The organism is Falsiroseomonas stagni DSM 19981, assembly GCF_900114315.1.
Lineage (GTDB): Bacteria > Pseudomonadota > Alphaproteobacteria > Acetobacterales > Acetobacteraceae > Falsiroseomonas > Falsiroseomonas stagni.
In genome coordinates this window covers 95,265-118,242 of sequence record NZ_FOSQ01000013.1, presented here as the reverse complement: position 1 = coordinate 118,242, position 22,978 = coordinate 95,265, and the positions used below count along the sequence as shown (strand labels likewise).

Below are 22,978 nucleotides of genomic sequence, written 5' to 3'. Positions count from 1 at the left end.
ATGGCGGTGATCCGGCTTTCCTGCCGGCGCGACGATGCGGCGGTCGGCCAGCTTCTCGACAGCATCGAGGAGCACCTGGTCGATGCCGGCGCCGAGATGACGGAGGCGATGCAGCTTCGCCTCGTGGCGGAGGAGATCGTCACCAACATCGCCCGCTGCGCCTGGCCGGAAGGCGAGGCCGGCCTGTTCCATGTGGAGCTGGCGGCCGTGCCGGAAGCCGGCGGGCTGCGCGTGCGGCTGACCACGATCGATGACGGCACGCCCTTCGATCCCACCGTGCAGCAGGACCCCGACATCGAGGCGGCGGTCGATGATCGCGCGATCGGTGGCCTCGGCATGTTCCTCGTGCGGCAGATGACGGACGCTCAGCACTATGCGCGGGAGCAGGGCGAGAACCGCTTTTCGGTCGAACGGCTGTTCCAGCGCGCCGCATAAACCACCGCGTAACCGGCACGCTTGCATCATCCGGCTGCCCGCAGGATGCGGCGCGTTCCGGGAACCCGGGTCATGACGGCCAACGGTTCCCCCATCGCCCCGTCTGCCAGGGAAATGCCCGCCGATGAACGCTGTCACCAAGCCCGCCTTCGTGGAGCTCGACGATTCCATGCTTGCCGCCGTCGTCGGCGGCAGCGGCGCCATCCAGTCCAGCACACAGGCCAGCGACGGCAAGGAGGATGACGTCGAATACGGCGTCGCGATCAGCGGTCCGGTCGTGAAGTCCGACAGCGTCGGCGTGGGCGCGATGGTGTCGACGACGAAGGAGATCGGCGGCGTGACGGTGACGGGCCAGGCCGGCGCCTTTGCCGGCGCGGGCTACGAAGTCTCGATGACCGGTGTCGGCGCTTCCGCCGGCGCGGGCGCCTTCGCGTCGATCACCGGCACCAAGACGGAGGGCAACGTCACCACCACCGTCACGGCGGAAGCCGCGGCCGGCGTCATGGTCGGCGCGCAGGTCGGCGTGACGAATGTGGGCGTGTCCGGCGTCGCGGGCATCGGCGGCACCGTGAGCGTGACGGTGGAGACCGAGCATAATCTGGGCAAGGGCGTGACGGCCACGACGGGTACGACGACGGAAGTCGGCGTCAAGGCCGGCGTCGAGGGGCAGATGAGCGTCGGTGTCACCGGCGTGAAGGCCGGCGCGGAAGTGATGGCGGGCGCCTACAGCTCCATCACCGCCTCGGTCACCGTGGGCACCAAGGAAGCCTCCGGCACCGGCTCCGTCGGCTATGTCGATCCGGGCTCGGCGGGTGTCGGGCTGAACGGCACGGCGGCGCTGGACAAGGGCAAGGTCACGCTGGGCCTGGGCGGGGAAGCCGCGGTCGGCATCGGCGGGCTGAACGCCGGCGCCAGCGTGACCGTCGACACCAAGCCGATCGCGGATGCCGCGGTGAAGGGTGCCGAGGCGACCAGCGATGCCGCCCTCAAGGCGGCCGCCGAAGCCAAGGCCATCGCGGACAAGGTGGCGGCGGAGAAGGCGGCGGCCGAGGCGAAGGCGGCCGCCGAGAAGGCAGCGGCACAGGCCAAGGCGCAGGCTGACGCGGCCGCGGCGCAGGCCAAGGCGGCGGCGGAAAAGGCGGCGGCCGATGCGCGGGCGGCCGCCGAGAAGGCCGCGGCCGATGCGAAGGCCGCGGCGGAGAAGGCGGCCGCCGATGCGGCGAACAAGGCGAAGGAGGCCGCGAAGAAGGTGGGCCGCAAGATCCGTCGCGCCTTCCGCTTCTGATCGCCCGGCGGGGCGCCCTCGCGGCGCCCCGTTCCATCGCCTTCCCGCTTCACGCCTTCCTCGGCTTCACGCCCTGACGCGGATGCACGCCCATGGAAAACCCCGGCAACCCCCCGTTGTTCCGTGCGGAGGCCGTCGCCTCCGCCACCTCCGTCACCACGGTGGAGGACGCGCTGGAGGTGGTTCCCCCGCCGCTGAAGATCCTGTGGGGCGTGCTGGGCGCGCTGACGCTGGGCCTCATCGGCTGGTCCGCCGTCACCAACGTGCCGGTGAAGATCAACGGCCAGGGCATCCTGCTCTCCGCCGGCGGGTTGACCGACATCGTCTCCGACACCGAGGGGCGCGTCGTGGAATTCACCGCGCGGCCGGGGGATCTCGTCACCGCCGGCAGCGTGGTCGCGGTGGTGGACCAGGCGGAGCTTCGCCTGCAACTCACCGCGGCGGAGGGTGAGTTGCGGGATGCCGAGACGGCGCGGGCGGAGATGCGTCGCTTCCAGGAGCGCGAACAGGCCGCGGACCGCGCCTGGCGCGCCGCGCGGGATGAAGGGCTCGCCCGCAGCCTGCGCGCCGCGCAGGATCGCCTCCGCCTGCTGACGGAGCGGGAGGGCGTGGTGCGGGATCTGGCGGACCGGTCGCTGGCCACGCGGGACCGCGCCATCGGCGCGCAGATCGAGCTGTTCGGCGTGCGCGACCAGATCGAGGGCCTCCAGAACGAGCGCCGCGTGCTGGAGATGGACGCGATGATGCGCCAGACGCAGCGGGAGCGGGACATGCTGACCGCCGACCAGCGCGTGGCGACGGCGGAACGCCAGGTGACGACGCTGAATGACCGCATCTACCGGATGGGGGCGGTCCGGTCGCCCTTCGATGGCCGCGTGGTGGAGGCGAAGGCGAATGTCGGGCAGGTGGTCAGCCGCGGCGGCCCGCTGCTGACGCTGGTGCGCAGCGACACGGCAGCGGGCACGGGATCGCTGGTGGGCCTGGTCTATGTCGGCGCGCAGGACGGCAAGAAGCTTCAGCCAGGCATGACGGTCGACCTCTCCCCCGCCACCGCGCCGTCGCAGGAATACGGCTTCCTGCGCGGCCGCGTGCTGCGGGTGGCGGATACGCCGGCCAGCAGCGCGGGCATGCTCCGCACGCTGCAGAACGATGCGCTGGTATCGGAATTCCAGCGCAACCAGCGCACGCTGTTCGAGGTGAACATCGAATTGCAGCACGACGCCCGCGGCCGCCATGTCTGGTCCGGCGGCAGCGGTCCCGCCTTCTCGATCGAGGGTGGCACGCCGGTCGGCATGCAGGCCACGGTGCGCCAGGTGCGGATGATCGCGCTCGGCCTGCCCGCCTTGCAGCGATGGCTGGGGGAGGATGTGCGCGTCACGACCGATAGCGCCGCCGCGCCGGCCGCGACCACCGTGGCGCAGCGGTGATGGCGATGCGCACGCCGACCATCCTGCAGGTGGAGGCGGCGGAATGCGGCGCCGCCGCCCTTGGCATCATCGCGGCGCATCACGGGTTGTGGCTGACGCTGGAGGATCTGCGCGCGCGCTGCGGCGTATCCCGCGACGGCAGCAAGGCGCAGCACATCGTGGCCGCGGCGCGGGAGCTGGGCTTCGAGGTCCGCGCCGTGCGCTGCGAGCCGGAGGCGCTGGAGCAGGCCGATTGCCCCGCCATCCTGCATTGGGGCATGGACCATTTCCTGGTGCTCGAAGGGAAGTCCGGCGGCCTGTGGTGCGTGAACGATCCCGCCCGCGGCCGCCGCCGGGTGGATGACCGGGAGCTGCGCCGGCAGTTCAGCGGCGTGCTGCTGATGATGAAGCCCGGCCCCGACTTCCAGCGCGGCGGCAGCGCGCCGAGTGCGCTGCGCGGGCTGGCGGACCGCCTGAAGGGCGGCAGCGCGGCCGTATGGCTCGCCATCGGGATCAGCCTGATGCTGGCGGTGCCGGGCGTGTTGCAGCCGAGTTTCCGGCAGGTATTCCTGGATCGCGTGATGTCGGCCGGCATCGTCGCCTGGCTGTGGCCGATCGTGCTGGTGGTCTTCGGCGCGGGGCTCTTCGCCGCGCTCTGCACCTGGATGCAGAAGACGCTGCAGCACAATCTGGAAACCCGTGTCGCGGTGCGCGGCGGGATCGAATTCATGGAACGCGTGCTGCGCCTGCCGCTGTCCTTCTACGGCCAGCGCGGCGCGGCGGGCATCGCGGACCGGGTGATGCTGAACGACCGCGTGGCCGGGACGGTGGCGCGGGAGATCGGCGGCACGATGCTCGCCCTCATCATGGCCGTCACCTACCTGGCGGTGCTGGTGCTGTTCGACTGGCGGCTCGGCCTCGTCTCCGCGCTCGGCGCCGCGACGCTCGGCCTGGCGCTGCTGCTGCTGTCGGCCCGGCTGCGGGAGGATCAGCAGCGGCTGCTGAACGAGCAGGGGCTGGAGGATGCGGAGGCCAAGCAGGGGCTGCGCATGATCGACAGCTACCGCGCCAGCGGGACGGAGGCGCTGCTGTTCGATCGGCTGACGGCGCGGCGCGCCCGCGCGCTGAATTTGCGGCAATCGCTGATGCTGGGCCGGGCCGCGCTGAAGTACCTGCCGGGGCTGGTCACCACCATCGCCGCGGCGGCGGCCATCGCGGTGGGCGGCGGCCTCATCATCGATGGGCAGATGTCCATCGGCGCGCTGGTCGCCTTCCTGTTCCTGCAATCCGCCTTCCTGGCGCCGGTCGGGCGGCTGGTGCAACTGGGTCCGCGGCTGCAGGAAGCCGGCGCCAATCTCCGCCTGCTCGACGACACGCTGCGCCATCCCTTGTCCGAAGAATTCACGAAGCCGCCGCCCGCGCCGCGCCTCATCCGGCGCCTGCAGGGGAAGGTGGAGCTGCGCGACGTCACCTTCGGGCATTCGCGCCGCGCCGCGCCCCTCATCACCGGCGTGTCGCTGGTGATCGAGCCGGGCGAGCGCGTCGGCATCGTCGGCGCCTCCGGGTCCGGCAAATCGACGCTCGCGCTGCTGGCGGCGGGGCTGCATGAGCCCTGGTCGGGGGAGGTGCTGCTGGACGACAAGCCGATCCGCGACATCCCCCGCGCCGTGCTGCGGCAGAGCGTGCAGGTGGTGGACCAGAACGGCTTCCTGTTCACCGGCACGGTGCGCGACAACATCGCGATGTGGGACCCGACGGTGTCGGAGGAACGCCTGCACGCCGCGGCGCGCAACGCGGTGATCCACGACTTCATCCTGGACCGGCGCGAGGGCTACGCCTTCCCCGTGGCCGGCGGCGGCACGAACCTGTCGGGTGGCCAGCGCGCGCGGATCGAGATCGCGCGCGCCCTGGTGCAGGACCCGCGCATCCTGGTCTTCGACGAGGCGACGGCCGCGCTGGATGACGAGACGGAGGCCGAGCTGCTGTCCAACATCCGTCGCCGGGGTGCCACGATGCTGGTGATCGCGCATCGCCTGGCGCCGCTGCGCGATTGCGACCGCGTGGTGGTGATGGAGCGCGGCCGGATCGTGGAGATGGGCCCGCCCGGGGAGTTGGCGGCCCGCCGCGGCGCCTTCGCGCGGCTGATGCTGCAGGAGGCCTGAGATGGACACGCTCACCTCGACGCTGCCGATCGAGACGATCGATCGCCGCTTCCAGCAGCCCCCGCGCAGCCTGGCGGAGCCCGGTGCCTTCTGGGTGCTGGAAGGGGGGGAGGCCGACCTCTTCGCCGCGGTGGAGGGGCTGGAGGAGGGCGTGGCGCCGCCCGGCCCCTACCTCTTCGTCGGCAGGCTGGAGGAAGGCAGCCTGGTCGTCGGGCATGAGTCCGACATCGAATGCCTGGTGATCCGCCCCGCCGCCGGCGCGGTGCTCCGCCGCCTGCCGCAGCTGCACGCGCTGGGCGGGTCGGAGGCGGTGCTGGAGGCGATGCAGGGCTGGGCGGGCGTGCTGGCCCAGGGGCTCGGCGCGCGGCTCTGGCGGCCTTCCAACATCGACCGCGTGGCACGGCCCGGCCGCATGCTGCAACTGGCCGACCGGCAATCCGCCACCACGCGCGGTGCCGGCGCCTGGCTGCGCCTGCCGGCCCAGGGGGCCATGCTGCTGGGCCTCGAACCTGTCTCCGGCCTGCTGCCCCTGCCTCCCCAGGCGTGGATCGTCGCGGGATCGGCCTTCGAGGCGCCGGTCTTCGCCGGCGTCCTGCCGGAGGCGCTGGATGACGCGGCCGCCGGCATCGCCGCCTTCACCCAGGCCTGTGTCGCCATGCTGCCGGGGCTGCGCAGCCTGGCGGAGATCGACGAAAGCGGGCGGCTGGAACAACGGGCGCGCCAGGACCGGGAGGCGGAAAGCCGCACCGCCGGCATCGCCGCCGCCCTGCTGCACGCGCCCCCGCCGGCGGAAGCCGATCCCGGGCGGGACGAGGCGCCGCTGTTCCTCGCCATGGTGGCGGTCGCGAAGGCCGCGGGGCTCCGCCCGCGCATCACGCGGCCGATCCGGCTGCGCGAACAGGATATCGACACGCCCCCCACCATGGAGGAGATCGCCCGCGCCTCCGGCCTGCGGCTGCGGCAGGTGGCGCTGCCCGGGGATTGGTGGAAGCGCGACCTCGGCCCGCTGCTGGGGCGGGAGGAAGGGGGCGATGCTGTGGCGCTGCTGCGCGCCGGCAGCCACTACGCCATCCACAAGCCCGGCGCCGCCGCGGTGGCGGTGACGGAGGCGGTCGCCGGCACGCTGGAAGCCCGCGCCTGGACGCTGATCGAACCGCTGCCGGACCAGCCGCTGGGCTGGGCGCAGTTGCAGCACTTCGTGCATCCGCATGGGTCGGACAAGGCGCTGGCGATCGGGGCCGCCGTCATCGGTGCCTTCCTCGGCCTTGGCATGCCGGTCGCGATGTCCTTCGCGACGGGGTCGCTGATCCCGGGCGGCAACCGCTTCGGGCTGGTGGAACTCGGCATCGCGCTGGCCTGCGTGGGGCTGGCCAATTTCGTCGTGCAGATGGCGGGCGACATCGCCAAGCACCGCATGACGGCCACGATGGAGGCGCCGCTGCATGCCGCGCTGTGGGACCGGCTGCTGCGCCTGCCGATCCCGGTGCTGCGGCGGCACAACCCGTCCGACCTCGCCTCGCGCCTCGGCGTCGCATTGGCCGTGCCGCTGGGGCGCAAGAACTACCGCCTGGCGATGATCGGTGGGATCGCGACCTTCACCGCCGCCATGGCTGCGCTGTTCGCCTATATTCCGATGGCCGCCGTGGTGGCGCTGCCGCTGATCCTGCTGCAACTCGGCCTCTCCATCGGCGCGGGCATCCTGAAGACGCGCGCCCATGCCGCCAGCCTGGCGCAGACCGGCGCGGCCGATGCGCTGGCGATCGAGGCCGTGAGCGGCATCACCAAGCTGCGCCTGGCCGGCGTGGAGCAGCGCCTGCTGGCCCGCTGGGCGGAGCGCTTCATGGCGCTGCGCGGCAGCAAGCTGGCGGAGGAGCATGTGGAGACCTGGCACGCCGCCATCTCCGCCGCGCTGACCTTCATCGCGCTCGGCCTGCTGTTCGTGGTCTTCGCGGCCGGCGACGCCAGCGCGAAGCCGGCGGTGGTCGGCTTCCTGATGGCCTTCATGATCGCCAATGGCGCGGCGTCCGGCTTCGGCGCGGCCTTCATGGGCTTGCACCCGCTGAACGCGATGCGCGACCATGCGGCGCCCTTGATGCAATCCCTGCCGGAGGCGACGGCCGGGCGGATCGATCCCGGCCGCCTGTCCGGCCACCTGTCCCTGTCCAACGTCGCCTTCGCCTATGAGGGGGCGGAACAGCCGGTCTTCCGGGGGCTGGAGTTGGAGGTGGAGGCGGGCGAATTCGTCGCCATCATCGGCCGGTCGGGCTGCGGGAAATCCACGCTGGTGCGCCTGCTGCTGGGGCTGGAGCGGCCGCATTTCGGCTCCGTGGCCTATGACGGGCAGGACCTCGCCTCGCTCGACCTCGGCCTGCTGCGGCGGCGCGTCGGCACCGTGCTGCAGGGCGCGACCCTGCCGCCCGGCGCGCTGATCGACACGCTGCGCGGCTTCAGCGACGCGACGGAGGCGCAGATCTGGGCCGCGCTGGAAGGCGCCGCCATCGCCGAGGATGTGCGGGCCATGCCGCTGGGCCTGCGCACGCCCATCGCTGATGCGTCGCAGGTGCTCTCCGGCGGGCAGGTGCAGCGCCTGCTGCTGGCGCGCGCGCTGGTGAACCGGCCCGATGTGCTGATCCTGGACGAGGCGACGAGCGCGCTGGACCCCACCACCCAGGCGGTGACGACGCGCACCGTGGCGGGGATGACCTGCACCCGCATCGTCATCGCGCACCGGCTGGAGACGATCCGCGGCGCAGACCGCATCGTGGTGATCGAGGAAGGCCGCGTCGCCCATGCCGGGCGCTTCGAGGAGCTGGTCGAGGCCGGGGTGATCGAGCCGGGGTGAGACGCCCTACCGGGCGTCCGGATAGTCCCGCGCCGGGCGCGGCCGGAAGGGCGGCAGGGACCAGCCGCGCCAGATGGACAATCCGCGCAGCGTGAAGCCGATCGCGATGCCGGAGACCAGCGCCACGTCGCGCGGCAGGGGGGCCAGGCGCAGCACCACATAGGCGGTGGCGGCGGCCATGGCGGCGGTGATGTAGATCTCCTTCCGCAGGATCAGCGGCAATTCGTTGCAGACCACGTCTCGGATGATGCCGCCCGCCGTCGCCGTGACCGCGCCCAGCAGCACGGCGGCCCAGGGGTTGGCGCCGGCGATCAGCGCGATCTCCGCCCCCAGCACGGCATAGAGCGCGAGGCCCACCGCATCCGCCCAGAGCAGCGCCTTGAAGCGGCTTTCGACGCGATGGGCGAAGAAGAACACCAGGATGGCGGCGGCGGCCGCGATGGCCGGCAGTTCCGGCGCCTTCAGCCAGAAGATCGGCGTGCGCCCCAGCAGCAGGTCCCGCACCGTGCCACCGCCGAAGCCGGTGATGACGCCGATCAGCACGAAGCCCACGATGTCCATCTGCTTCCGGCTGGCCACCAGCGCGCCGGAGGCGGCGAAGACCGCGATGCCCAGCAGGTCGAGGATTCGGAGCCCCGTATCGAAGGCGTCCAACGCCCTATTCCGCCGCCACCGGCACGGCCCGCGCGCGTAGCGCGGCGCCCTGCGCGCTGCCCATGCAGAACAGCGACGCCACCAGCAGGGCCGCGGCCAGCGGGAACACCATCCAGGCCAGGCCGAGGTCGATGAGCCAGCCGAAGGGCACCGGCGTGATGGCGCCGCCGAGCGGCAGGCCGGAGGACACGAAGCCGAACACCTTGCCCATCTGCCCCGGCGGGATGGCGTTCTTCAGCATCACGTCGCGCGGCGTGCGCGACGATCCCATCAGCAGCCCCGAAGCCGCGGCCACCGCCGGCAGCAGCCATTCCGGCATCGGCACCAGGCCGAGCGACAGCAGCAGCGCCGCCGATGCGATGGTGGTGGATATCACGAACACCAGGTGCCGCGTGGACCGGTCCGCATACCAGCCGCCCACCAGCGTGCCGCCCGTGGCGCCGACCATGTAGGCGGTCAGCGCCAGCGACGCGACCGCGACCGGCGTGCCCCAGAGCTTGCCGAGCACCGTGATGGACCAGGCCTGGATGGCGCTGCCGGCCATGGCGGAGAGCAGGAAGAAGGCGAAGAACAGCAGGATGGGGCGGGACAGCAGCAATTCGCGCCCGCCCGGCCCGGCGGCGCGATCCTTCGGCTTCGCCTGGTCCTTCAGGATGCGGCCCTGCCACTGGATGGCCAGCACCACCGGCACGCCGACCAGCCCCAGCACCAGCAGCGCCATGCGCCAATCCATCACCAGCAGCATCGCCGCCACCACCGGCGGGCCGGCGGCGAAGCCGAGATTGCCGGTGAAGGTGTGCATGGCGAAGGCCCGCCCGATGCGCGACGGATGGATGGAGGCGCCGAGGATCGCGTAGTCCGCGGGATGGATCACCGCATTGCCGACGCCGGACAGGATGGACAGCAGCACGATCGCCCAGAAGCCCGGCGCGAAGGCCATGGCGGCGATGGACAGCGCCATCAGAGCCACGCCGCCGAGCAGGAAGGGCATGGCGCCGTGCCGGTCCACCAGGAACCCCACCGGCGTCTGCAAGGCCGCCGTGACGCCGGCCATCAGCGCCACCGCCAGGCCGAGCGTCGCGAAGGAGACATCGAACTCCGCCTGCCACACCAGGAACAGCGGCGGCAGGCAGAGCATGTAGAAATGGCTGAGGAAGTGGCCCGTGCCGATCAGCGCCAGCACGCGGGCGTCCCGGTGCGGGGCGTCTTGATGCGGTACGTCGGCGGTCTCGGCGTGCATGCGGGCGCGGGCTCCGGGTATTCGTCGCGCCGGCTATCCCCCACCCCGACCCTCCCCCGCAAGCGCGGGGGAGGGAGTGCGGGTGGCGCTGCCTGCTCCCTCCCCCGCGCTTGCGGGGGAGGGCTGGGGTGGGGGTATTCGCGCGCCACGCTGCGCCCCGCCCCCGCGCGCGGTCAATCGCCACGCGCGCATCCCAGCCCCTACTCGGCCAGGCTGTCCCGGATCAGCCCCACCAGCGGCGCCACCACCTGGCTGCGGCCCGTTTCATCCCCGAAGACCGCCATCTCCACGACGCCGAGTGGCGGCAGGCCAGGCACCTCCCGCAGCCCCGGCGGGAAGCCGCTGCGGCCCAGCACGGTCAGCGCGAAGCCCGCCTGCGCCGCCGCGGCCAGGCCGAGCAGGCTGTCGCAGGTGAAGACGGCCTCGAACCCCAGCCCCGCGCGGGCCAGGGCGGCCAGGGCCCGTTCGCGGAACATGCAGCCTTCCGGCAGCAAGGCGAGCGGCAGGGGGCGGCCCTCCGGCGGCTGCCAATCGGCGGCGGCGGCCCAGACCACCGTCTCCGTCCAGATCGGCACGCCCGCCGTCTCCCCATCCCGCCGCTTGCCCAGCACCAGGTCGAGGCCCCCCTTGGCCTGCTTGGCGCGGAGTTCGTGGCTGCGGCCCACCTCCACCTCCAGCCGCACCTCGGGATAGGTGGTGGCGAAGCGGGCCAGCATGGGGGCCAGGCTGCGGGGCACGAAATGGTCGGCGACGCCGAGCCGCAGCCGCCCCGCGACGGGGGGTGCCACCAGGCGGCGCACGGCTTCGTCATTCAGGGCCAGCATCCGGCGCGCATAGGCCAGCAGCGTCTCACCCTCCCGCGTCAGGGAAACGCGGCGGCTGGTGCGCTGGAAGACGGGGCGGCGGACCAGATCCTCCAGCCGCTTGATCTTGAGCGAGATGGCGGATTGCGTCAGGCCGAGCGCGGTGCCGGCGGCGGTGAAGCCGCCCTGCTCCGCCACCGTCACGAAGCAGCGCAGCAGGTCGAGGTCGAGGTCGGGAATGCGCATGCCTGGATGATCCACAATGGATCGGCCGGGATCAATGAGCAGCGGACATGAAAAAGGCGCGGCAGGTATCCCCGCCGCGCCCCTTCCCCGTCACCCCGTGGGGGGATCAGATTTCCTCGTCGTAGCCACCGCCGCCGGCATCGTCATAGCCGCCGCCATTGTCATAGGCCTGGGCGTCGTCGCCATAGGCGGGCGCCTCGCTGGCCGCGGCGCCGGGATCCGTCCAGGCGGAGCCGCCGGCATCGGAGGTCGGCGCGGCCTGCGCCGCGCCGCCACCGAGGGCGCCCATCAGCGCATTGCCCAGCATCAGGCCGCCGGCGACGCCGACCGCCGTCATCATGGCGGTGCCGAGGAAGCCGCGGCCGCCGCCCTGCTGCATCGCGGCCGGGTTGTAGCCCGGCGGATACTGCGGCTGCGGGCGGGGCGGCATCGGCGCGGGACGGCTGCCGCCACCGCCGAACATGCCGCCGAACATCCCGCCGCGGCTCTGCGCCGCCTGGCCCTGGCGCTGGGCGTTCTCCAGCTCCCACTCCAGCTGCTGGATGCGGTTCTGCATCTCCACCAGCGCGTGCTCCTGCACGAAGGCGGTCTGGGTGATGCGGTAGCGCGCTTCCGGATAGCGGTTGAACAGGTCCGCGATCAGCGCATCGGCTTCCCGGTCCACCGGGGGCAGCGGCTGCGCGGCCGGCTGCTGCTGGCCGCCGAACGCCCCCCAGGGCGAGGCCGGGCGCGCCGGCGCCGCGTTCGCCGCGCCGCTCACCCGCTCCACATAGCCGGTGATGATCCGGCGTTCCTCGTCCGTCATGTCTCTCTCATTCCCTTGGCAGGAAGTCCGGCCGCGATGCGGTCCGGGCGGGCGGGTGGGGCCGGCAGGGTGCCCGCGCAACCTTACCGGCATTTAACGTGGGCCGAAGGTGGCCCGGCGCGACGCGCTTTTCAAGCGGGGTGGGTGTTACGTTTCACGCACCGATCCGCGCGGGCAGGTTCAGCCGCCGCCATTCGATCGCCGGGCAGCGGTCCATCACCACGACCAGCCCCGCCGCCCGCGCGCGCGCGGCCGCGGCTTCGTCCACCACGCCCAGCTGCAGCCAGACGGATTTCGCGCCGAGGGCGATCGCCTCATCCACCACCGCGCCGGCCTCCGCGCTGCGGCGGAAGATGTCCACCATGTCGAGCGGCCCGGCCGCCGCCAGTGTCGCGGCGACCTCGCGGCCCAGGATGGCCTTGCCCGCCAGCACCGGGTTCACCGGCGTGGCGTCATAGCCGCGGGCGAGGAGGAAGCCGAAGACCCCGTGGCTCGGCCGGTCCGGGCGGTCGGAGGCGCCGACCACGGCGATGCGGCGCGTGGCGAGCAGAAGGTCCCGGATGGTGGTGTCGTCGGCGGCGGTCATGGCGCTGTTCTGCCCGCTTCCGGCTGCCACGCAAAGGGCGCGGCGCGAAGCGGGTGAAACAATGGCGCGGTTGTCCGGTTTCGCGGCGATGCGGAACAATGCGGCATGCGCACGCTCCTGCTCCTGTTCGTCCTGCTCCTTGCCGCCCCGGTGTCGGCCCAGCCGCGCCCCGCGCCCGATGTGGCTGGCGGGCGAGACCATCCGCTGGTCGGGCGGTATGAGGGTTCGTCGCTGCGGCACTACCGCCCGCGGGATTTCGACGAGTTCCGCATGGTGAACCGCCCCGTCCATGGCCGCGACACGCGGGAGACGGGGTCGCGCATCAATGACCGCAACTCCATCCCCGTCTCCGGCCGCGCCTGGCGGCTGCGCTACGAAGGGCCCGAGGGGCGTTCGCCGCTCGAGGTCATGCGCAACCACCAGGAGAAGCTGGCGGCGAACGGGTTCGAGACGCTGTTCGCCTGCCGTGCCCAGGAATGCGGGGACCGGTCCGATCTGTGGTTCGCGGTCGTCGAAGGCGTGCCGGGCCCGAGCCCGAGCCTGGCCGCGGGGTGGGAGAACCAGCTCTACACGCTGGCGAAGCTGACGCGGCCGGAGGGCGATGTGCATGTCGCGATCCTGGCCGTGGTGCAGGGGCAGCGGACGCAGGTGCTGGTGGATGTGGTGGAAAGCCGGCCGATGCAGGGCGGGCGGATCACCTTCGTCGATGCCTCCGCCATGCAGCAGGCGGTGGAGCGCACGGGCCGCGTCGCGCTGTATGGCATCCAGTTCGGCTTCGACAGCGCGGAGATCCTGCCGGCTTCCCGCCCGACGCTGGAGGAGGTGGCGAAGTTCCTGCGCGCCAACCCCGCGCTGAACGTGATCGTCGCCGGGCATACGGATGGGCAGGGTGCCTTCGACTACAATGTCCAGCTTTCCACGCGCCGCGCGCAATCGGTGGTGGCGGCACTGACCCGGGAATGGGGCATCGCTGCGGGGCGACTGACGCCCTTCGGCGCCGGCATGGCGGCGCCGATCGCCAGCAACGACAACGATGCCGGCCGCCAGCAGAACAGGCGCGTGGAGATCGTGAAGCGGTAGGGCTTCCCATCACCCCGCAATCGGTTGCAGGCTCCCTATCACCGATCCGAGAGGGAGTGCCATGAGCCTGGTCGTCGAGCATCTGGAAGGCACGGATTTCCAGAAATCCCGCGCCTTCTCCCCCGCCGTCATCACCTCGGGCGGCCGCACCGTCTGGCTTTCCGGCCAGACCGCGACGCAGGACCTGGACGGCAACGACATCAACTGGGATTTCGAGAAGCAGGTGAGGACCTGCTACGCGCTGATCGACCGCACCCTGAAGCGCGCGGGCGGCGACCTTTCCAGCCTCGTCTGGACGACGGTCTACATCCTGGACCCCCGGCATGGGGACCAGCTGGTAAAGCTGCGGGCGGAGCATTTCCCGGGCGGGAGGTTCCCGTGCAGCGCCTTGCTGACCGTCAGCGCCTTCGCGCGGCCGGGGATCGTGGTGGAAATCCAGGGCATCGGGGTGGTGCCATGAACCGCCGGTCGCTGCTGCTGGCCGCACCCGCCCTGGCGCTGGCCGGCGGGGCGCGCGCGCAATCCTTCCCGGCGCGCCCCATCCGCATCATCGTCACCATCGGCGCGGGGTCGGCGGCGGACATCCTGACGCGCGCGCTGGCCGATGAACTCGGGCGACGGCTTGGGCAATCCGTGGTGGTGGAGAACCGCCCCGGCGCGGGCGGCAATATCGCCGGCGAGGTGGTGAGGCGCGCCGATCCCGATGGCCGCACGCTGCTGATGGCGACGGTGTCCACGCATGGCATCAATCCCGCGCTCTACCGGGCCATGCCCTTCGACCCGGTGGCGGATTTCGCGCCGATCACGCTGGCCGCCACCAGCCCCAACGTGCTGGTGGTGCATCCCGACAGCCCCTATCGCAGCGTGGCCGACATCGTCGCCGCGGCACGCGCCAGGCCGGGGGAGCTGACCTATTCCTCCGGTGGCTCGGGCACGTCGCAGCATCTGGGTGGCGCGGTGCTGGAACAGATGACGGGCGTGCGGCTGACGCATGTGCCGTTCCGTTCCGCGCCGGAGAGCATCAATGCGGTACTCGGCCAGCAGACCACGATGACCTTCGCTTCCGTCCCCGCGGCGCTCGGCATGGCGCAGGGCGGGCGGCTGCGGCCGATCGCGTTGTCGGGCCTGCGGCCGATGGCGAGTTGGCCGGAGGTGAAGCCGCTGGCGGAGTTGGGCCTGCCCGGCTTCGACGTGACGGCCTGGTTCGGGCTCGTTGGCCCCGCGCGCACGCCTGCCGCGGTGGTGGAGCAGATCAACGCCGCGACCCGCGCCGCGCTGGAGGTTCCGGCGGTGCGGGAGAGGCTGGCGGGGCAGGGGATGCAGGTGCTGGAGGGCGGGCCGGCGGAATTCGGTGCCTTCATCCGCAGCGAGATCGCGCGCTGGGCGCCGATCGTACGGGCCAGCGGCGCGACCGCTGACTGACTAGGCTCTCCCTCCCCCGCGCTTGCGGGGGAGGGTTGGGGTGGGGGTCTGCGCTACCTGGCCGGCCGCAGCTCCGTCGCCATCGTCCGCTCATCATTCCGCGCGTTGTAGGTGTAGCCACGCCGCGCGGCCCAGATATTCACCTGATGGTGCAGCGGGATGATCGCCAGGTCTTCCATCGCGATGCGGGTGGCCTGCTGGTACAGCGGCTCCCGCGCTGCCGGTTCCAGCGTCTGCAGCGCCTGCGCCAGCACCTGGTCGAGCCGCGGGCTGGAATAGCCGCTGCGGTTCACGGCGCCCCAGCCGCGGCTGGGTTCGTTGGTGGCGATCAGGGATTGCAGCGGGCTGTCGGGCTCCCCGGTGCCGGTGCCCCAGCCCAGCAGGCCCACGCTGAATTCCGCCCGCGCCGCGCGGCCGAAGAAGGTGGCGGAGGGCTGCGCCTCCACCCGCACGCGCAGCCCGGCGCGCGTCCAGCCCTGCGCGATGGCCTGCAGCACGCGGTCATCATTGATGTAGCGGTCGTTGGGCCCGCCGAGGACGATCTGGAAGCCCTGCGGATAGCCGGCCTCCGCCAGCAGGCGGCGGGCGCGTTCGGGGTCGAAGGGATCGGGGCGGAGCGACGGGTCATGGCCCATCACGCCGGCCGGCAGCAGCTGCCCCGACGCCACCGCCTGCCCGTTCATCACCGACCGCACGATGCCGTCGCGGTTGATGGCGAGCGAGAGGGCGCGCCGCACCCGGACATCCCGCAGCGGGTTGTCGATGGCATTGCCCGCGGCGTCCGTGACCCCCGGCGTGCGTTCCCGCGCGTGGTCGACATAGAGGTAGATGTTGCGCACGCCGGGGATCGAGAACACGCCGAGATTGGCGTCCCGCGACAGCCCCGCGACCTCATCCGTCGGCACCTGGTCGATCAGCTGCACATCGCCCGCGCGCAGGGCGGCGACGCGCGACGCCGTGTTGGTGATCAGGAGAAAATTCACCCGCTCCCACGGTTCCTTCGGCCCGTCATACGCGTCGTTGCGCGTGAGTTCGAAGCGGCTGCCCGGGGTCCAGGACCGGAAGCGGTAGGGGCCGGTGCCGATGGCGGCGCGGCCATTGTTGAAGTCGGCGGTGGAGGAATCGCGATCGCTGCCGCGCACCAGCATCAGCCCTGCCATCTGGTTCGGCAGCAGCGGATGGGGGCCGTCCGTGTGCAGGCGCAGCGTGTGCGGGTCCACGATCTCCACGCGGTTGATGCGCCGCGTGTAGATGGTGAAGCGGCCCGGGCTGTTGGGCACATTCGCGACGCGGTCGATGTTGGGCGCGAAATCCGCGGCGGTGAAGGGCGTGCCGTCATGCCAGCGGGCGGTCGGGCGCAGCGTGAATTCCCAGGTGGTCTGGTCGATGGCGCGCCAGGCGGTCGCGAGTTCCGGCTTCAGGCCCAGCTTCTCATCCTGCCCGACCAGGGCCTGGTAGATGTGCTGGTGGATCGCGACATTGCTGGTCAGCGCGTGAAAATGTGGATCGACGGAGGTGACGGCCGCGCCATAGCCGATCCGCACCTCCTGCGCCTGCACCGCGGTGGCGATCGCCACCGATGCCAATCCCGCAAGCCATGCTCGCTGTCGCGTCATCGTCCGCATCCTTTCCCCGACGTCGCACGATGCTAGGCTGTGCCGAGGGAAGAACGGAAGGGCGGACAATGACGGATCGGCTGCTGGTGGTGGATGGCCTGGTCGTGACCATGGATCCGGACCGCCGCGTGATCGAAGGCGGTGCCGTGCTGCTGGAAGCCGGCCGCATCGCCGCCATCGGGGACACGGCCGCGCTGCGCGCGCGCTTCCCCGGCGCGCCCGAACTCAGCGCGAAGGGCAAGGCCGTGCTGCCCGGCCTGATCGATGCCCATGCCCATGCCGGTCACACCCTTGTGAAAACGCTCGGCGGCGGCGACAGCGCGAAATGGGCGGAAGCGGTGGAAGCCATCTATCCCCGCGGCGCCACGCCGGATTTCTGGGGCGCCGATGGATCGCTGGCCGCGCTGGAACGCCTCAAGGCCGGCGTCACCACCAGTCTTTCCATCTTCGGCGCCTATGGGTCGCGCACGGACGAGGCATCGCATGCGCTTGCCCATGCCAGCGGCTATCGCCGCGTCGGCGTGCGGCACGTGATCTGCCCCGGCGCCTCGCCGCCGCCCTATCCCAACACCTTCTTCCGCTGGGATGGCGACAGCCACGAAAGCCTCGCCGTCACGCTCGACCGGCAATTGCAGGTCTGCGAGGAACTCACCGCCGCGCTGCATGATCGCCAGGGCGCGATGAGCCGCGTGATGCTCTGCGCGCCCGTCGCCTTCTCCGGCCGCCCCGGCGTGACGGCGGAGATCGCCGCGCAATACGACGACACCGCGAAACAGGTGCGCGCGCTGTCGCGCCGCCTTGGCGTCGGCTTCACGCAGGACGGCCACAAGGGCGGCACGGTGCGCGCGGCGGCGGAGGCCGGGTTGCTCGGCCCGGATGCGCTGCTCTCCCACTGCATCGACCTGCATGAGGACGAGATCGCGCTGATCGCGGAATCCGGCACCAAGGTCGCGCACAACCCCTCCGCCAATTTCTCCATCATCGGCCGCTGCCCGGCGATCGAGCTGATGGAGGCCGGCGCCACCGTCGCCATCTGCTCCGACGGCACCGCGCCCGACCGCAGCTTCGACATGTTCCGCCACATGTTCCAGGCCATGCACTACCACCGCCGCCACTTCCGCGACGCGAAGGTGCTCCCGCCCGGCAAGGCGCTGGAGATGATCACCTGCGACGCCGCCGCGGCACTCGGCATGGCGGAGGAGGTCGGCAGCCTGGAAGTGGGCAAGCGCGCGGACCTCGCGATCATCGACCTGCGCAAGCCGCATCTCTGGCCCGGCGACATGCCGCTGTATCGCCTGGTCTGCTTCGCCGTGGGATCGGATGTGGACACCGTCATCGTCGGCGGACGCATCGTGATGGCGGGGCGCACCGTGCTGACCGTGCAGGAGGATGAGATCCTCGACGACGCGACGCGGGAGATCGGGCTGGCGCTGGACCGCAGCGGCATGCGGCCCATGACCGTCACGCCGGAGAGCTTCTGGAAGAATACGCGGTATCAGTAAGGGCGAGGCTCCGCCTCGCGCTCCGCCGGGGGGCCTGGCGCCCCCCGGGCCCCGCCTTCAATCGTCGTCGCGGGCGCGGTCCAGGGCGGCGCGCAGGCGCCGCAAGACGGGAAGGACCACCCCAACCTCGGCAGCCGACACATCACCGGCGACCGGCGCGATCGCCGCCTCCGCGATCGCCACCGCCTCCTCCCGCGCAGCACGGCCGGCGGGGGTGAGAAACACCAGCTTGCCGCGGCCATCGCGCGGATCGGCCTCCAGCGTCACCAGGCCCCGCGCCTCCAGCTTCTGGATCGTGTTGGTCATGGCGGGGCGCTCCACCTGCACGGCACGGGCAATCCGCACCAGGCTGCGCCCATCGCCCATCCGCACGAGGTGATTGAGCACCACGAAATGCGACACGCGCAGCCCCTCGGGCAGCGCCCGCTCCAGCCTGTTGCGCGCGAGATGCTCGATGATCGAGATCTCGTTCAACAGGACGAAGAGCGGCGGGTCATTCACGCGCGGCGTATCCTTGTTTCGACCGCCCAGCGCGGCGTGGCCGGCACCGTCGGCCCGTAGCCCAGCCGCCCGAGCATCTGCACCACGCCCCCACCCCCCAGCATCGCCTGCGCCTCGGCATAGGGGCCGGCCATCGCGGAAAACTCCTGCAGGGCCTGGCTGACAGGGTGCAGCGACAGGCCGAGGCCGGTGGCGGCCAGGTTGATGCGCAGCCAGTCCCGGCCGGATGCCAGCGCCTCCGCCCGGCTGTTGCCCGGGCTCGTCGTCCAGACATAGGCGGGGGTGGCGGCCAGCATCGGCGTGTAGCGCTGGATCATGATGTCGTAGCCCGGACGACCGGGCAACATGGCGTCCCGCGTCAACTGCCCTGCCGCCACGGCCTCATCCAGCCCCGGGCCGTAGATGCTGATGCCGTCGGGATTGGCGGCCACGGCGGCGCGGCCGAAGCGCATCAGATCGACGCTCTCCAGATGCGCAGCCTCATCCCGCGCCTCGATCAGCCAGGCCCGCCAGGCCAGGTCGCGGATCGCCTCCACCCGCGCCGGCGCCGTCGTCGCCCCGAAGCGCCGCGGTGCATCCACCGTGGCGGCGAGTACGGCCAGCGCGGCCTCCGGCACCGGCCGCGCCAGGTCGAAGGGCCGCTTCACCGAACGCCGCGCGGCGGCATCGGCGAATAACGGGTCCGCGACGCCACCCGGCGCCAGGCGGATCACCGCCACCGGCCGGCCATCCAGCCGCGGCCGGGGCTCTCCCTCCGGGAAGGGTGTCACCACGGCGGAAAACCCCTGCTGCGCCGCCGCCATGCGGAACAACTCCACGAAGGCGCCGAGGCCGATGGTGATCTGCCGGTCGAAGGGGTCCGTCACCGGCAGGCGGCGATCCAGGTCGCAGCGCAGCACCACCGCGTCGGGCGCCGCATCCGGCAACTCCGCGATCCAGGGCTGCCGGTTGTGCGGGTTGGGCGCCAGCACCGCCCAGGCCAGCGCCCGCACCCGCGGGTCCGGATGCTGGGCGGCGGCGGGGGCGGCTTCCCAGGGGGCGGCGGGATCGGCCGCGCTGACGACCTGCCCGCGCGCGGTGCGGGACAGGGCCATGCCGGCCAGGCCGGCGGAGAGCAGGAGGCGGCGGGAGATGGTCATCGGGGCAGCTCCATATGTTCGATATCGAACAATATGGTTCGACGACGAATGATATCAAGAAAAATCGGCAACCCTGTCGAAATCCGCGCCCCGGCCGCGTCATGCTCCCGGACGCGCCATTCCGCGCGCCGAGCCAGGACACACCGATGAAGGTCACGATGCTGATCCACGAAGCGCCCGAGGATGTCGCCGCGCGCACCGATCCCGCCCGCGCCGCCGCCTATTGGGGCGCCTGGAAAGCCTATGCCGATGCGCTGGGCGCGACCGGGATGGTGCAGGGCGGCGCCGGCCTGCAGGGGCCGGAGACCGCGACGCTGGTGCGCGGCGCCGCCGTGCTCGATGGCCCCTACAGCGAAACGCGCGAGCAGCTTGGCGGCTATTTCACGCTGGAGGTGCCGGACCTGGAGACCGCGAAGGTATGGGCCGCCCGATGCCCTGCCGCCGCGCTCGGCACGATCGAGCTGCGTCCCCACCTCGTCATGATGGGGTGAGGCGCAGCAGGAAATCGCGCACCGCGGGGTCCGTCGCCAGCCCCGCGGCGCGCTGCCTTGCGGCGGCGGCTTCCTCGCCCCCGGCCAGGGCCGCCATCGCCGCCCAGAAGGGCTGGTAGCCCGCCAGCCTTCCATCCGCGGCGGCCTCTCGCAGGGCGGCCAGCCCGGCGGCCGCGCCTTCCACCTCGGCCAGCGCCACGGCGCGGTTCACCGCCACCACCGGGCTGCCCGTGGCGGCCATCAAGGCGTCGTACAGCAGCAGGATCTCCCGCCATTCGGTGCGCCCGGTCACGCGCCGCGCGGCATGGACCGATTGCACCGCGGCCTCCCACTGGAAGCGCCCGGGCGCGCCCAGCGCGAAGGCGCGGCGAAGCCACGCCTCTGCCTCCGCCTGCATCGCGGTGTCCCAGGCGCCCATGTCCTGCGCGGAGAGCGGGACGTAGCGACCCGCGGCGTCCCGCGCGGCCGGCCGCCGCGCTTCCAGGTGCAGCAGCAGCGCGGCGAGGCCCGCCGCTTCCGCCTCCTCCGGCGCCAGCGCCGCGGCGATCCGCGCCAGCCACAGCGCCTCCCCGGCCAGGGCGCCGCCATCGGCGGGGTCCTGCGCCCCGGCGGCATAGGCGGCGTAGATGGCGTCCAGCACCGCGGGCAGCCGTGCCGCCACCACCTCCCGCCCCGGCAGGGCGAAGCGGGCGCCGCTGGCCGCGATCCGCCGCTTCGCGCGCACCAGCCGCTGTCCCATCGCGGTGGGGGAGAGCAGGAAGGCGGAGGCGATGCGCGCGGCGTCCAGCCCCAGCACCACCTGCAGCATCAGCGGCGCCTGCGCCGCGCGCTCCACCTCCGGCGCCGCGCAGGCCAGCAGCAGGGCCAGGCGATGGTCGGGGATGGCCTCCGCATCCGCCTCCTCCGCCAGCAGCGCCGTGTGGCGCAGCGTGGGTTCGGCGGCGGTCGCGGTGGCGCGGCGGCGATGCCCGTCCAGCAGGCGTCGCCGCGCCGCGGTCAGCAGCCAGGCCTCGGGCTTGTCGGGCACGCCGTCCCTCGGCCAGGTGGCCAGCGCGGCGGCGAAGGCATCGGCCAGCGCATCCTCCGCCGCCGCGATGTCGCGCCCCCGCGCCGCCAGCCAGGCCAGCAGCCTGCCGTAGCTGTCCCGCGCCGCGCGTTCGGCGGCGAGCGACGCCGCGGTCATGCCATCACGGGCCTGGCCTCCACCACGCCATGCCCGGCGCCGGGGCAGCGCGCCGCCCAGGCGAGCGCGGTGGCCATGTCCGGCACGTCGATCAGGTAGTAGCCGCCCAGCTGCTCCCGCGTCTCCGCATAGGGGCCGTCCAGCACCTGCGGCGCGCCATCCACGATCCGGACGGTATGGGCCGCGGCGGTGGGGAGGAGGCGGTTGCTGTTCACCAGCGCCCCGGCTTCCCGCAGCGCGGCGGTATAGGCCCCATAGGCCGCCATGGCCGCGTCGCGGGCGGCCGGCGGCATGAGCGGCCAGGCGTTTTCATCGGCATGGATCAGCAGCATGACCTGCATGGCGCGTTCCTTCGCGATCGTGGCGGCGCCCGATCGGCGCCGGGATGATGACGCGCGGGCTGCCGGCTTTTCGACAGCTGCTAGCCTGGCTTGTCGTCGCGCTTCACGGCATCCAGCAAGGCGCGGCGTCGCGCCTCCTCACGCCGGTCGTTCAGCTTCTCCGCCCCCGTGCGGCCATGCTTCACGCGGTTCGCCGCGGCTTCCGCCGCTTCCCCGCGCTTCTTCGCCGCCTTCCGGGCCTTGTTCAGGTTGACGATCTCGGCCATGGGGGCAGGATACCGCGCCCCAGGATCGGAAGAAACGCCATGATGATCGAACTCACCGCCGCCGACGGCCACCGCTTCGCCGCCTACAAGGCGGGCCCGGACGACGCGAAGAAGGCGCTGGTGGTGGTGCAGGAGATCTTCGGCGTGAACCGCCACATGCGCCGCATCTGCGACGATTTCGCGAAGGAAGGCTACCAGGTCATCGCCCCCGCGCTGTTCGACCGCGTGGAGCGCGGCGTGGAGCTTGGCTACACCGGGGATGACGTGGCGCGCGGCCGCGACCTGCGCGCCAAGGTGCCCGCCGATGGCCCGATGCTGGATGTGGAGGCCTGCGCTGCCGCCCTGCCCGCGGGCGCGGCGAAGGGCATCGTCGGCTATTGCTGGGGCGGCACCGTCGCCTGGTGGGGTGCCACGCGCAGCACCAGCTTCAAGGCGGCCTGCGGCTGGTATGGCGGCGGCATCGCCGGCACGAAGGATGAGACGCCGTCCTGCCCGGTCGAACTGCATTTCGGCAGCCTCGATGCCTCCATCCCGATGAGCGACGTGGAGGCCATCCGCGCCGCCCAGCCCGGCATCGCGATCTTCGTCTATGAGGGCGCCGGCCACGGCTTCGGCTGCGAGGACCGCGGTTCCTACAAGGCCGATGATGCGGCGGTGGCGGAGAGGCGGACGCTCGACTTCTTCGCCCGCCACCTGGGCTGACGCGCATGGTCGGCTACTATGTCACGGCCGCCTGCTGCCTGTTCCTGCTGGTGATGATGCCGATCTGGTCCGGGCGGTCGGACCAGTCGACCTATCCCTTCTGGGTCATCGCGCTGCTCGGCCTGGTCGTGCTGCTGGTGCCCGTCTTCGTCCGGCGCCGCCGGCGCGAAGGCGCCGCGGCGCCCGGCGATCCCACGGTCTCGATGGAGAATCGCGACTGAGCCTCGGGCTCCTCCGGCTCGCCAGCCGACTTCATGGGCGCTGGCGCCGG

The 22,978-nt window shown here is 72.2% G+C and carries 23 protein-coding genes; 12 read left to right on the top strand and 11 right to left on the bottom strand.

Annotated features, from left to right (window positions below; translation table 11 throughout):
- The 5 genes from BM041_RS24445 (at window position 1) to BM041_RS24425 (ending at window position 8,130) form a co-directional block, all read left to right on the top strand.
- Window positions 1-435: an ATP-binding protein gene (locus tag BM041_RS24445; RefSeq protein WP_175534146.1), complete on the top strand. Its 435-nt coding sequence runs from the start codon at window positions 1-3 to the stop codon at window positions 433-435.
- A 124-nt stretch (window positions 436-559) separates the two neighbouring features.
- Window positions 560-1,720 (top strand): hypothetical protein, encoded by a 1,161-nt coding sequence (locus BM041_RS30785; RefSeq protein WP_175534145.1) that lies wholly within the window; start codon window positions 560-562, stop codon window positions 1,718-1,720.
- Between the two features lie 92 nt (window positions 1,721-1,812).
- Window positions 1,813-3,147, top strand: a complete 1,335-nt coding sequence (locus tag BM041_RS24435) for an NHLP bacteriocin system secretion protein (RefSeq protein ID WP_092962530.1) — start codon at window positions 1,813-1,815, stop codon at window positions 3,145-3,147.
- On the top strand, window positions 3,147-5,288 hold the full coding sequence (locus BM041_RS24430) for a cysteine peptidase family C39 domain-containing protein (protein WP_092962529.1): 2,142 nt from the start codon (window positions 3,147-3,149) through the stop codon (window positions 5,286-5,288). The genes BM041_RS24435 and BM041_RS24430 overlap by 1 nt, the downstream gene beginning before the upstream one ends.
- A gap of 1 nt (window position 5,289) precedes the next feature.
- Window positions 5,290-8,130, top strand: coding sequence for an ATP-binding cassette domain-containing protein (locus tag BM041_RS24425; RefSeq protein ID WP_092962528.1), 2,841 nt, complete (start codon window positions 5,290-5,292; stop codon window positions 8,128-8,130).
- A gap of 6 nt (window positions 8,131-8,136) precedes the next feature.
- Here BM041_RS24425 and BM041_RS24420 read toward each other — a convergent pair whose 3' ends face one another.
- The 5 genes from BM041_RS24420 to BM041_RS24400 all read right to left on the bottom strand — a co-directional run bounded on the left by BM041_RS24420 (window position 8,137) and on the right by BM041_RS24400 (window position 12,464).
- A complete protein-coding gene (locus BM041_RS24420; protein WP_245762253.1) occupies window positions 8,137-8,784 on the bottom strand; it encodes a trimeric intracellular cation channel family protein in 648 nt (215 codons plus the stop codon).
- 4 nt (window positions 8,785-8,788) lie between these two features.
- Entirely contained in the window at window positions 8,789-10,024 is a 1,236-nt protein-coding gene (locus BM041_RS24415; RefSeq protein ID WP_175534144.1) for an MFS transporter, read from the bottom strand.
- A gap of 200 nt (window positions 10,025-10,224) precedes the next feature.
- Window positions 10,225-11,073, bottom strand: coding sequence for a LysR family transcriptional regulator (locus tag BM041_RS24410; RefSeq protein WP_092962527.1), 849 nt, complete (start codon window positions 11,071-11,073; stop codon window positions 10,225-10,227).
- Window positions 11,074-11,179: 106 nt separating this feature from the next.
- Window positions 11,180-11,878, bottom strand: coding sequence for a DUF2076 domain-containing protein (locus BM041_RS24405; RefSeq protein ID WP_092962526.1), 699 nt, complete (start codon window positions 11,876-11,878; stop codon window positions 11,180-11,182).
- 154 nt (window positions 11,879-12,032) lie between these two features.
- Window positions 12,033-12,464 (bottom strand): CoA-binding protein, encoded by a 432-nt coding sequence (locus BM041_RS24400; protein ID WP_092962525.1) that lies wholly within the window; start codon window positions 12,462-12,464, stop codon window positions 12,033-12,035.
- A 105-nt stretch (window positions 12,465-12,569) separates the two neighbouring features.
- Between BM041_RS24400 and BM041_RS24395 the strand changes: the two genes are divergently transcribed.
- The 3 genes from BM041_RS24395 to BM041_RS24385 all read left to right on the top strand — a co-directional run bounded on the left by BM041_RS24395 (window position 12,570) and on the right by BM041_RS24385 (window position 14,966).
- On the top strand, window positions 12,570-13,544 hold the full coding sequence (locus tag BM041_RS24395) for an OmpA family protein (RefSeq protein WP_092962524.1): 975 nt from the start codon (window positions 12,570-12,572) through the stop codon (window positions 13,542-13,544).
- Between the two features lie 61 nt (window positions 13,545-13,605).
- Window positions 13,606-14,004, top strand: a complete 399-nt coding sequence (locus tag BM041_RS24390) for a RidA family protein (RefSeq protein WP_092962523.1) — start codon at window positions 13,606-13,608, stop codon at window positions 14,002-14,004.
- Window positions 14,001-14,966: a Bug family tripartite tricarboxylate transporter substrate binding protein gene (locus BM041_RS24385; RefSeq protein WP_092962522.1), complete on the top strand. Its 966-nt coding sequence runs from the start codon at window positions 14,001-14,003 to the stop codon at window positions 14,964-14,966. The genes BM041_RS24390 and BM041_RS24385 overlap by 4 nt, the downstream gene beginning before the upstream one ends.
- A gap of 53 nt (window positions 14,967-15,019) precedes the next feature.
- Here the strand turns inward: BM041_RS24385 and BM041_RS24380 are convergent, their stop codons facing one another.
- On the bottom strand, window positions 15,020-16,543 hold the full coding sequence (locus tag BM041_RS24380) for an ABC transporter substrate-binding protein (RefSeq protein ID WP_245762252.1): 1,524 nt from the start codon (window positions 16,541-16,543) through the stop codon (window positions 15,020-15,022).
- 107 nt (window positions 16,544-16,650) lie between these two features.
- On the opposite strand from BM041_RS24380, the gene BM041_RS24375 reads away from it, so the two are divergent.
- Window positions 16,651-18,084 carry an amidohydrolase family protein gene (locus tag BM041_RS24375; protein WP_092962520.1) on the top strand — a complete coding sequence of 478 codons (1,434 nt, stop codon included), beginning with the start codon at window positions 16,651-16,653 and terminating at the stop codon, window positions 18,082-18,084.
- 57 nt (window positions 18,085-18,141) lie between these two features.
- Here BM041_RS24375 and BM041_RS24370 read toward each other — a convergent pair whose 3' ends face one another.
- Entirely contained in the window at window positions 18,142-18,585 is a 444-nt protein-coding gene (locus BM041_RS24370) for a MarR family winged helix-turn-helix transcriptional regulator (protein ID WP_092962519.1), read from the bottom strand.
- Window positions 18,582-19,724 (bottom strand): Acg family FMN-binding oxidoreductase, encoded by a 1,143-nt coding sequence (locus BM041_RS24365; protein ID WP_092962518.1) that lies wholly within the window; start codon window positions 19,722-19,724, stop codon window positions 18,582-18,584. The genes BM041_RS24370 and BM041_RS24365 overlap by 4 nt, the downstream gene beginning before the upstream one ends.
- Window positions 19,725-19,738: 14 nt before the next feature.
- Between BM041_RS24365 and BM041_RS24360 the strand changes: the two genes are divergently transcribed.
- Window positions 19,739-20,215 (top strand): YciI family protein, encoded by a 477-nt coding sequence (locus BM041_RS24360; protein ID WP_245762251.1) that lies wholly within the window; start codon window positions 19,739-19,741, stop codon window positions 20,213-20,215.
- Here BM041_RS24360 and BM041_RS24355 read toward each other — a convergent pair.
- The 3 genes from BM041_RS24355 to BM041_RS24345 all read right to left on the bottom strand — a co-directional run bounded on the left by BM041_RS24355 (window position 20,202) and on the right by BM041_RS24345 (window position 22,005).
- A complete protein-coding gene (locus BM041_RS24355) occupies window positions 20,202-21,398 on the bottom strand; it encodes a DUF6596 domain-containing protein (protein ID WP_092962517.1) in 1,197 nt (398 codons plus the stop codon). The two genes, BM041_RS24360 and BM041_RS24355, sit on opposite strands and share 14 nt — an antisense overlap.
- The gene (locus BM041_RS24350) at window positions 21,395-21,739 is read right to left on the bottom strand and encodes a YciI family protein (protein ID WP_092962516.1); all 345 of its coding nucleotides are present in this window, start codon (window positions 21,737-21,739) and stop codon (window positions 21,395-21,397) included. The genes BM041_RS24355 and BM041_RS24350 overlap by 4 nt, the downstream gene beginning before the upstream one ends.
- Before the next feature lie 80 nt (window positions 21,740-21,819).
- Window positions 21,820-22,005 carry a DUF4169 family protein gene (locus tag BM041_RS24345; RefSeq protein ID WP_092962515.1) on the bottom strand — a complete coding sequence of 62 codons (186 nt, stop codon included), beginning with the start codon at window positions 22,003-22,005 and terminating at the stop codon, window positions 21,820-21,822.
- 39 nt (window positions 22,006-22,044) lie between these two features.
- Between BM041_RS24345 and BM041_RS24340 the strand changes: the two genes are divergently transcribed.
- Together BM041_RS24340 and BM041_RS30780 are read left to right on the top strand one after the other, a co-directional pair.
- The gene (locus tag BM041_RS24340) at window positions 22,045-22,707 is read left to right on the top strand and encodes a dienelactone hydrolase family protein (RefSeq protein WP_092962514.1); all 663 of its coding nucleotides are present in this window, start codon (window positions 22,045-22,047) and stop codon (window positions 22,705-22,707) included.
- Window positions 22,708-22,712: 5 nt separating this feature from the next.
- Window positions 22,713-22,928 (top strand): hypothetical protein, encoded by a 216-nt coding sequence (locus BM041_RS30780; RefSeq protein WP_175534143.1) that lies wholly within the window; start codon window positions 22,713-22,715, stop codon window positions 22,926-22,928.
- Window positions 22,929-22,978: the final 50 nt, after the last annotated feature.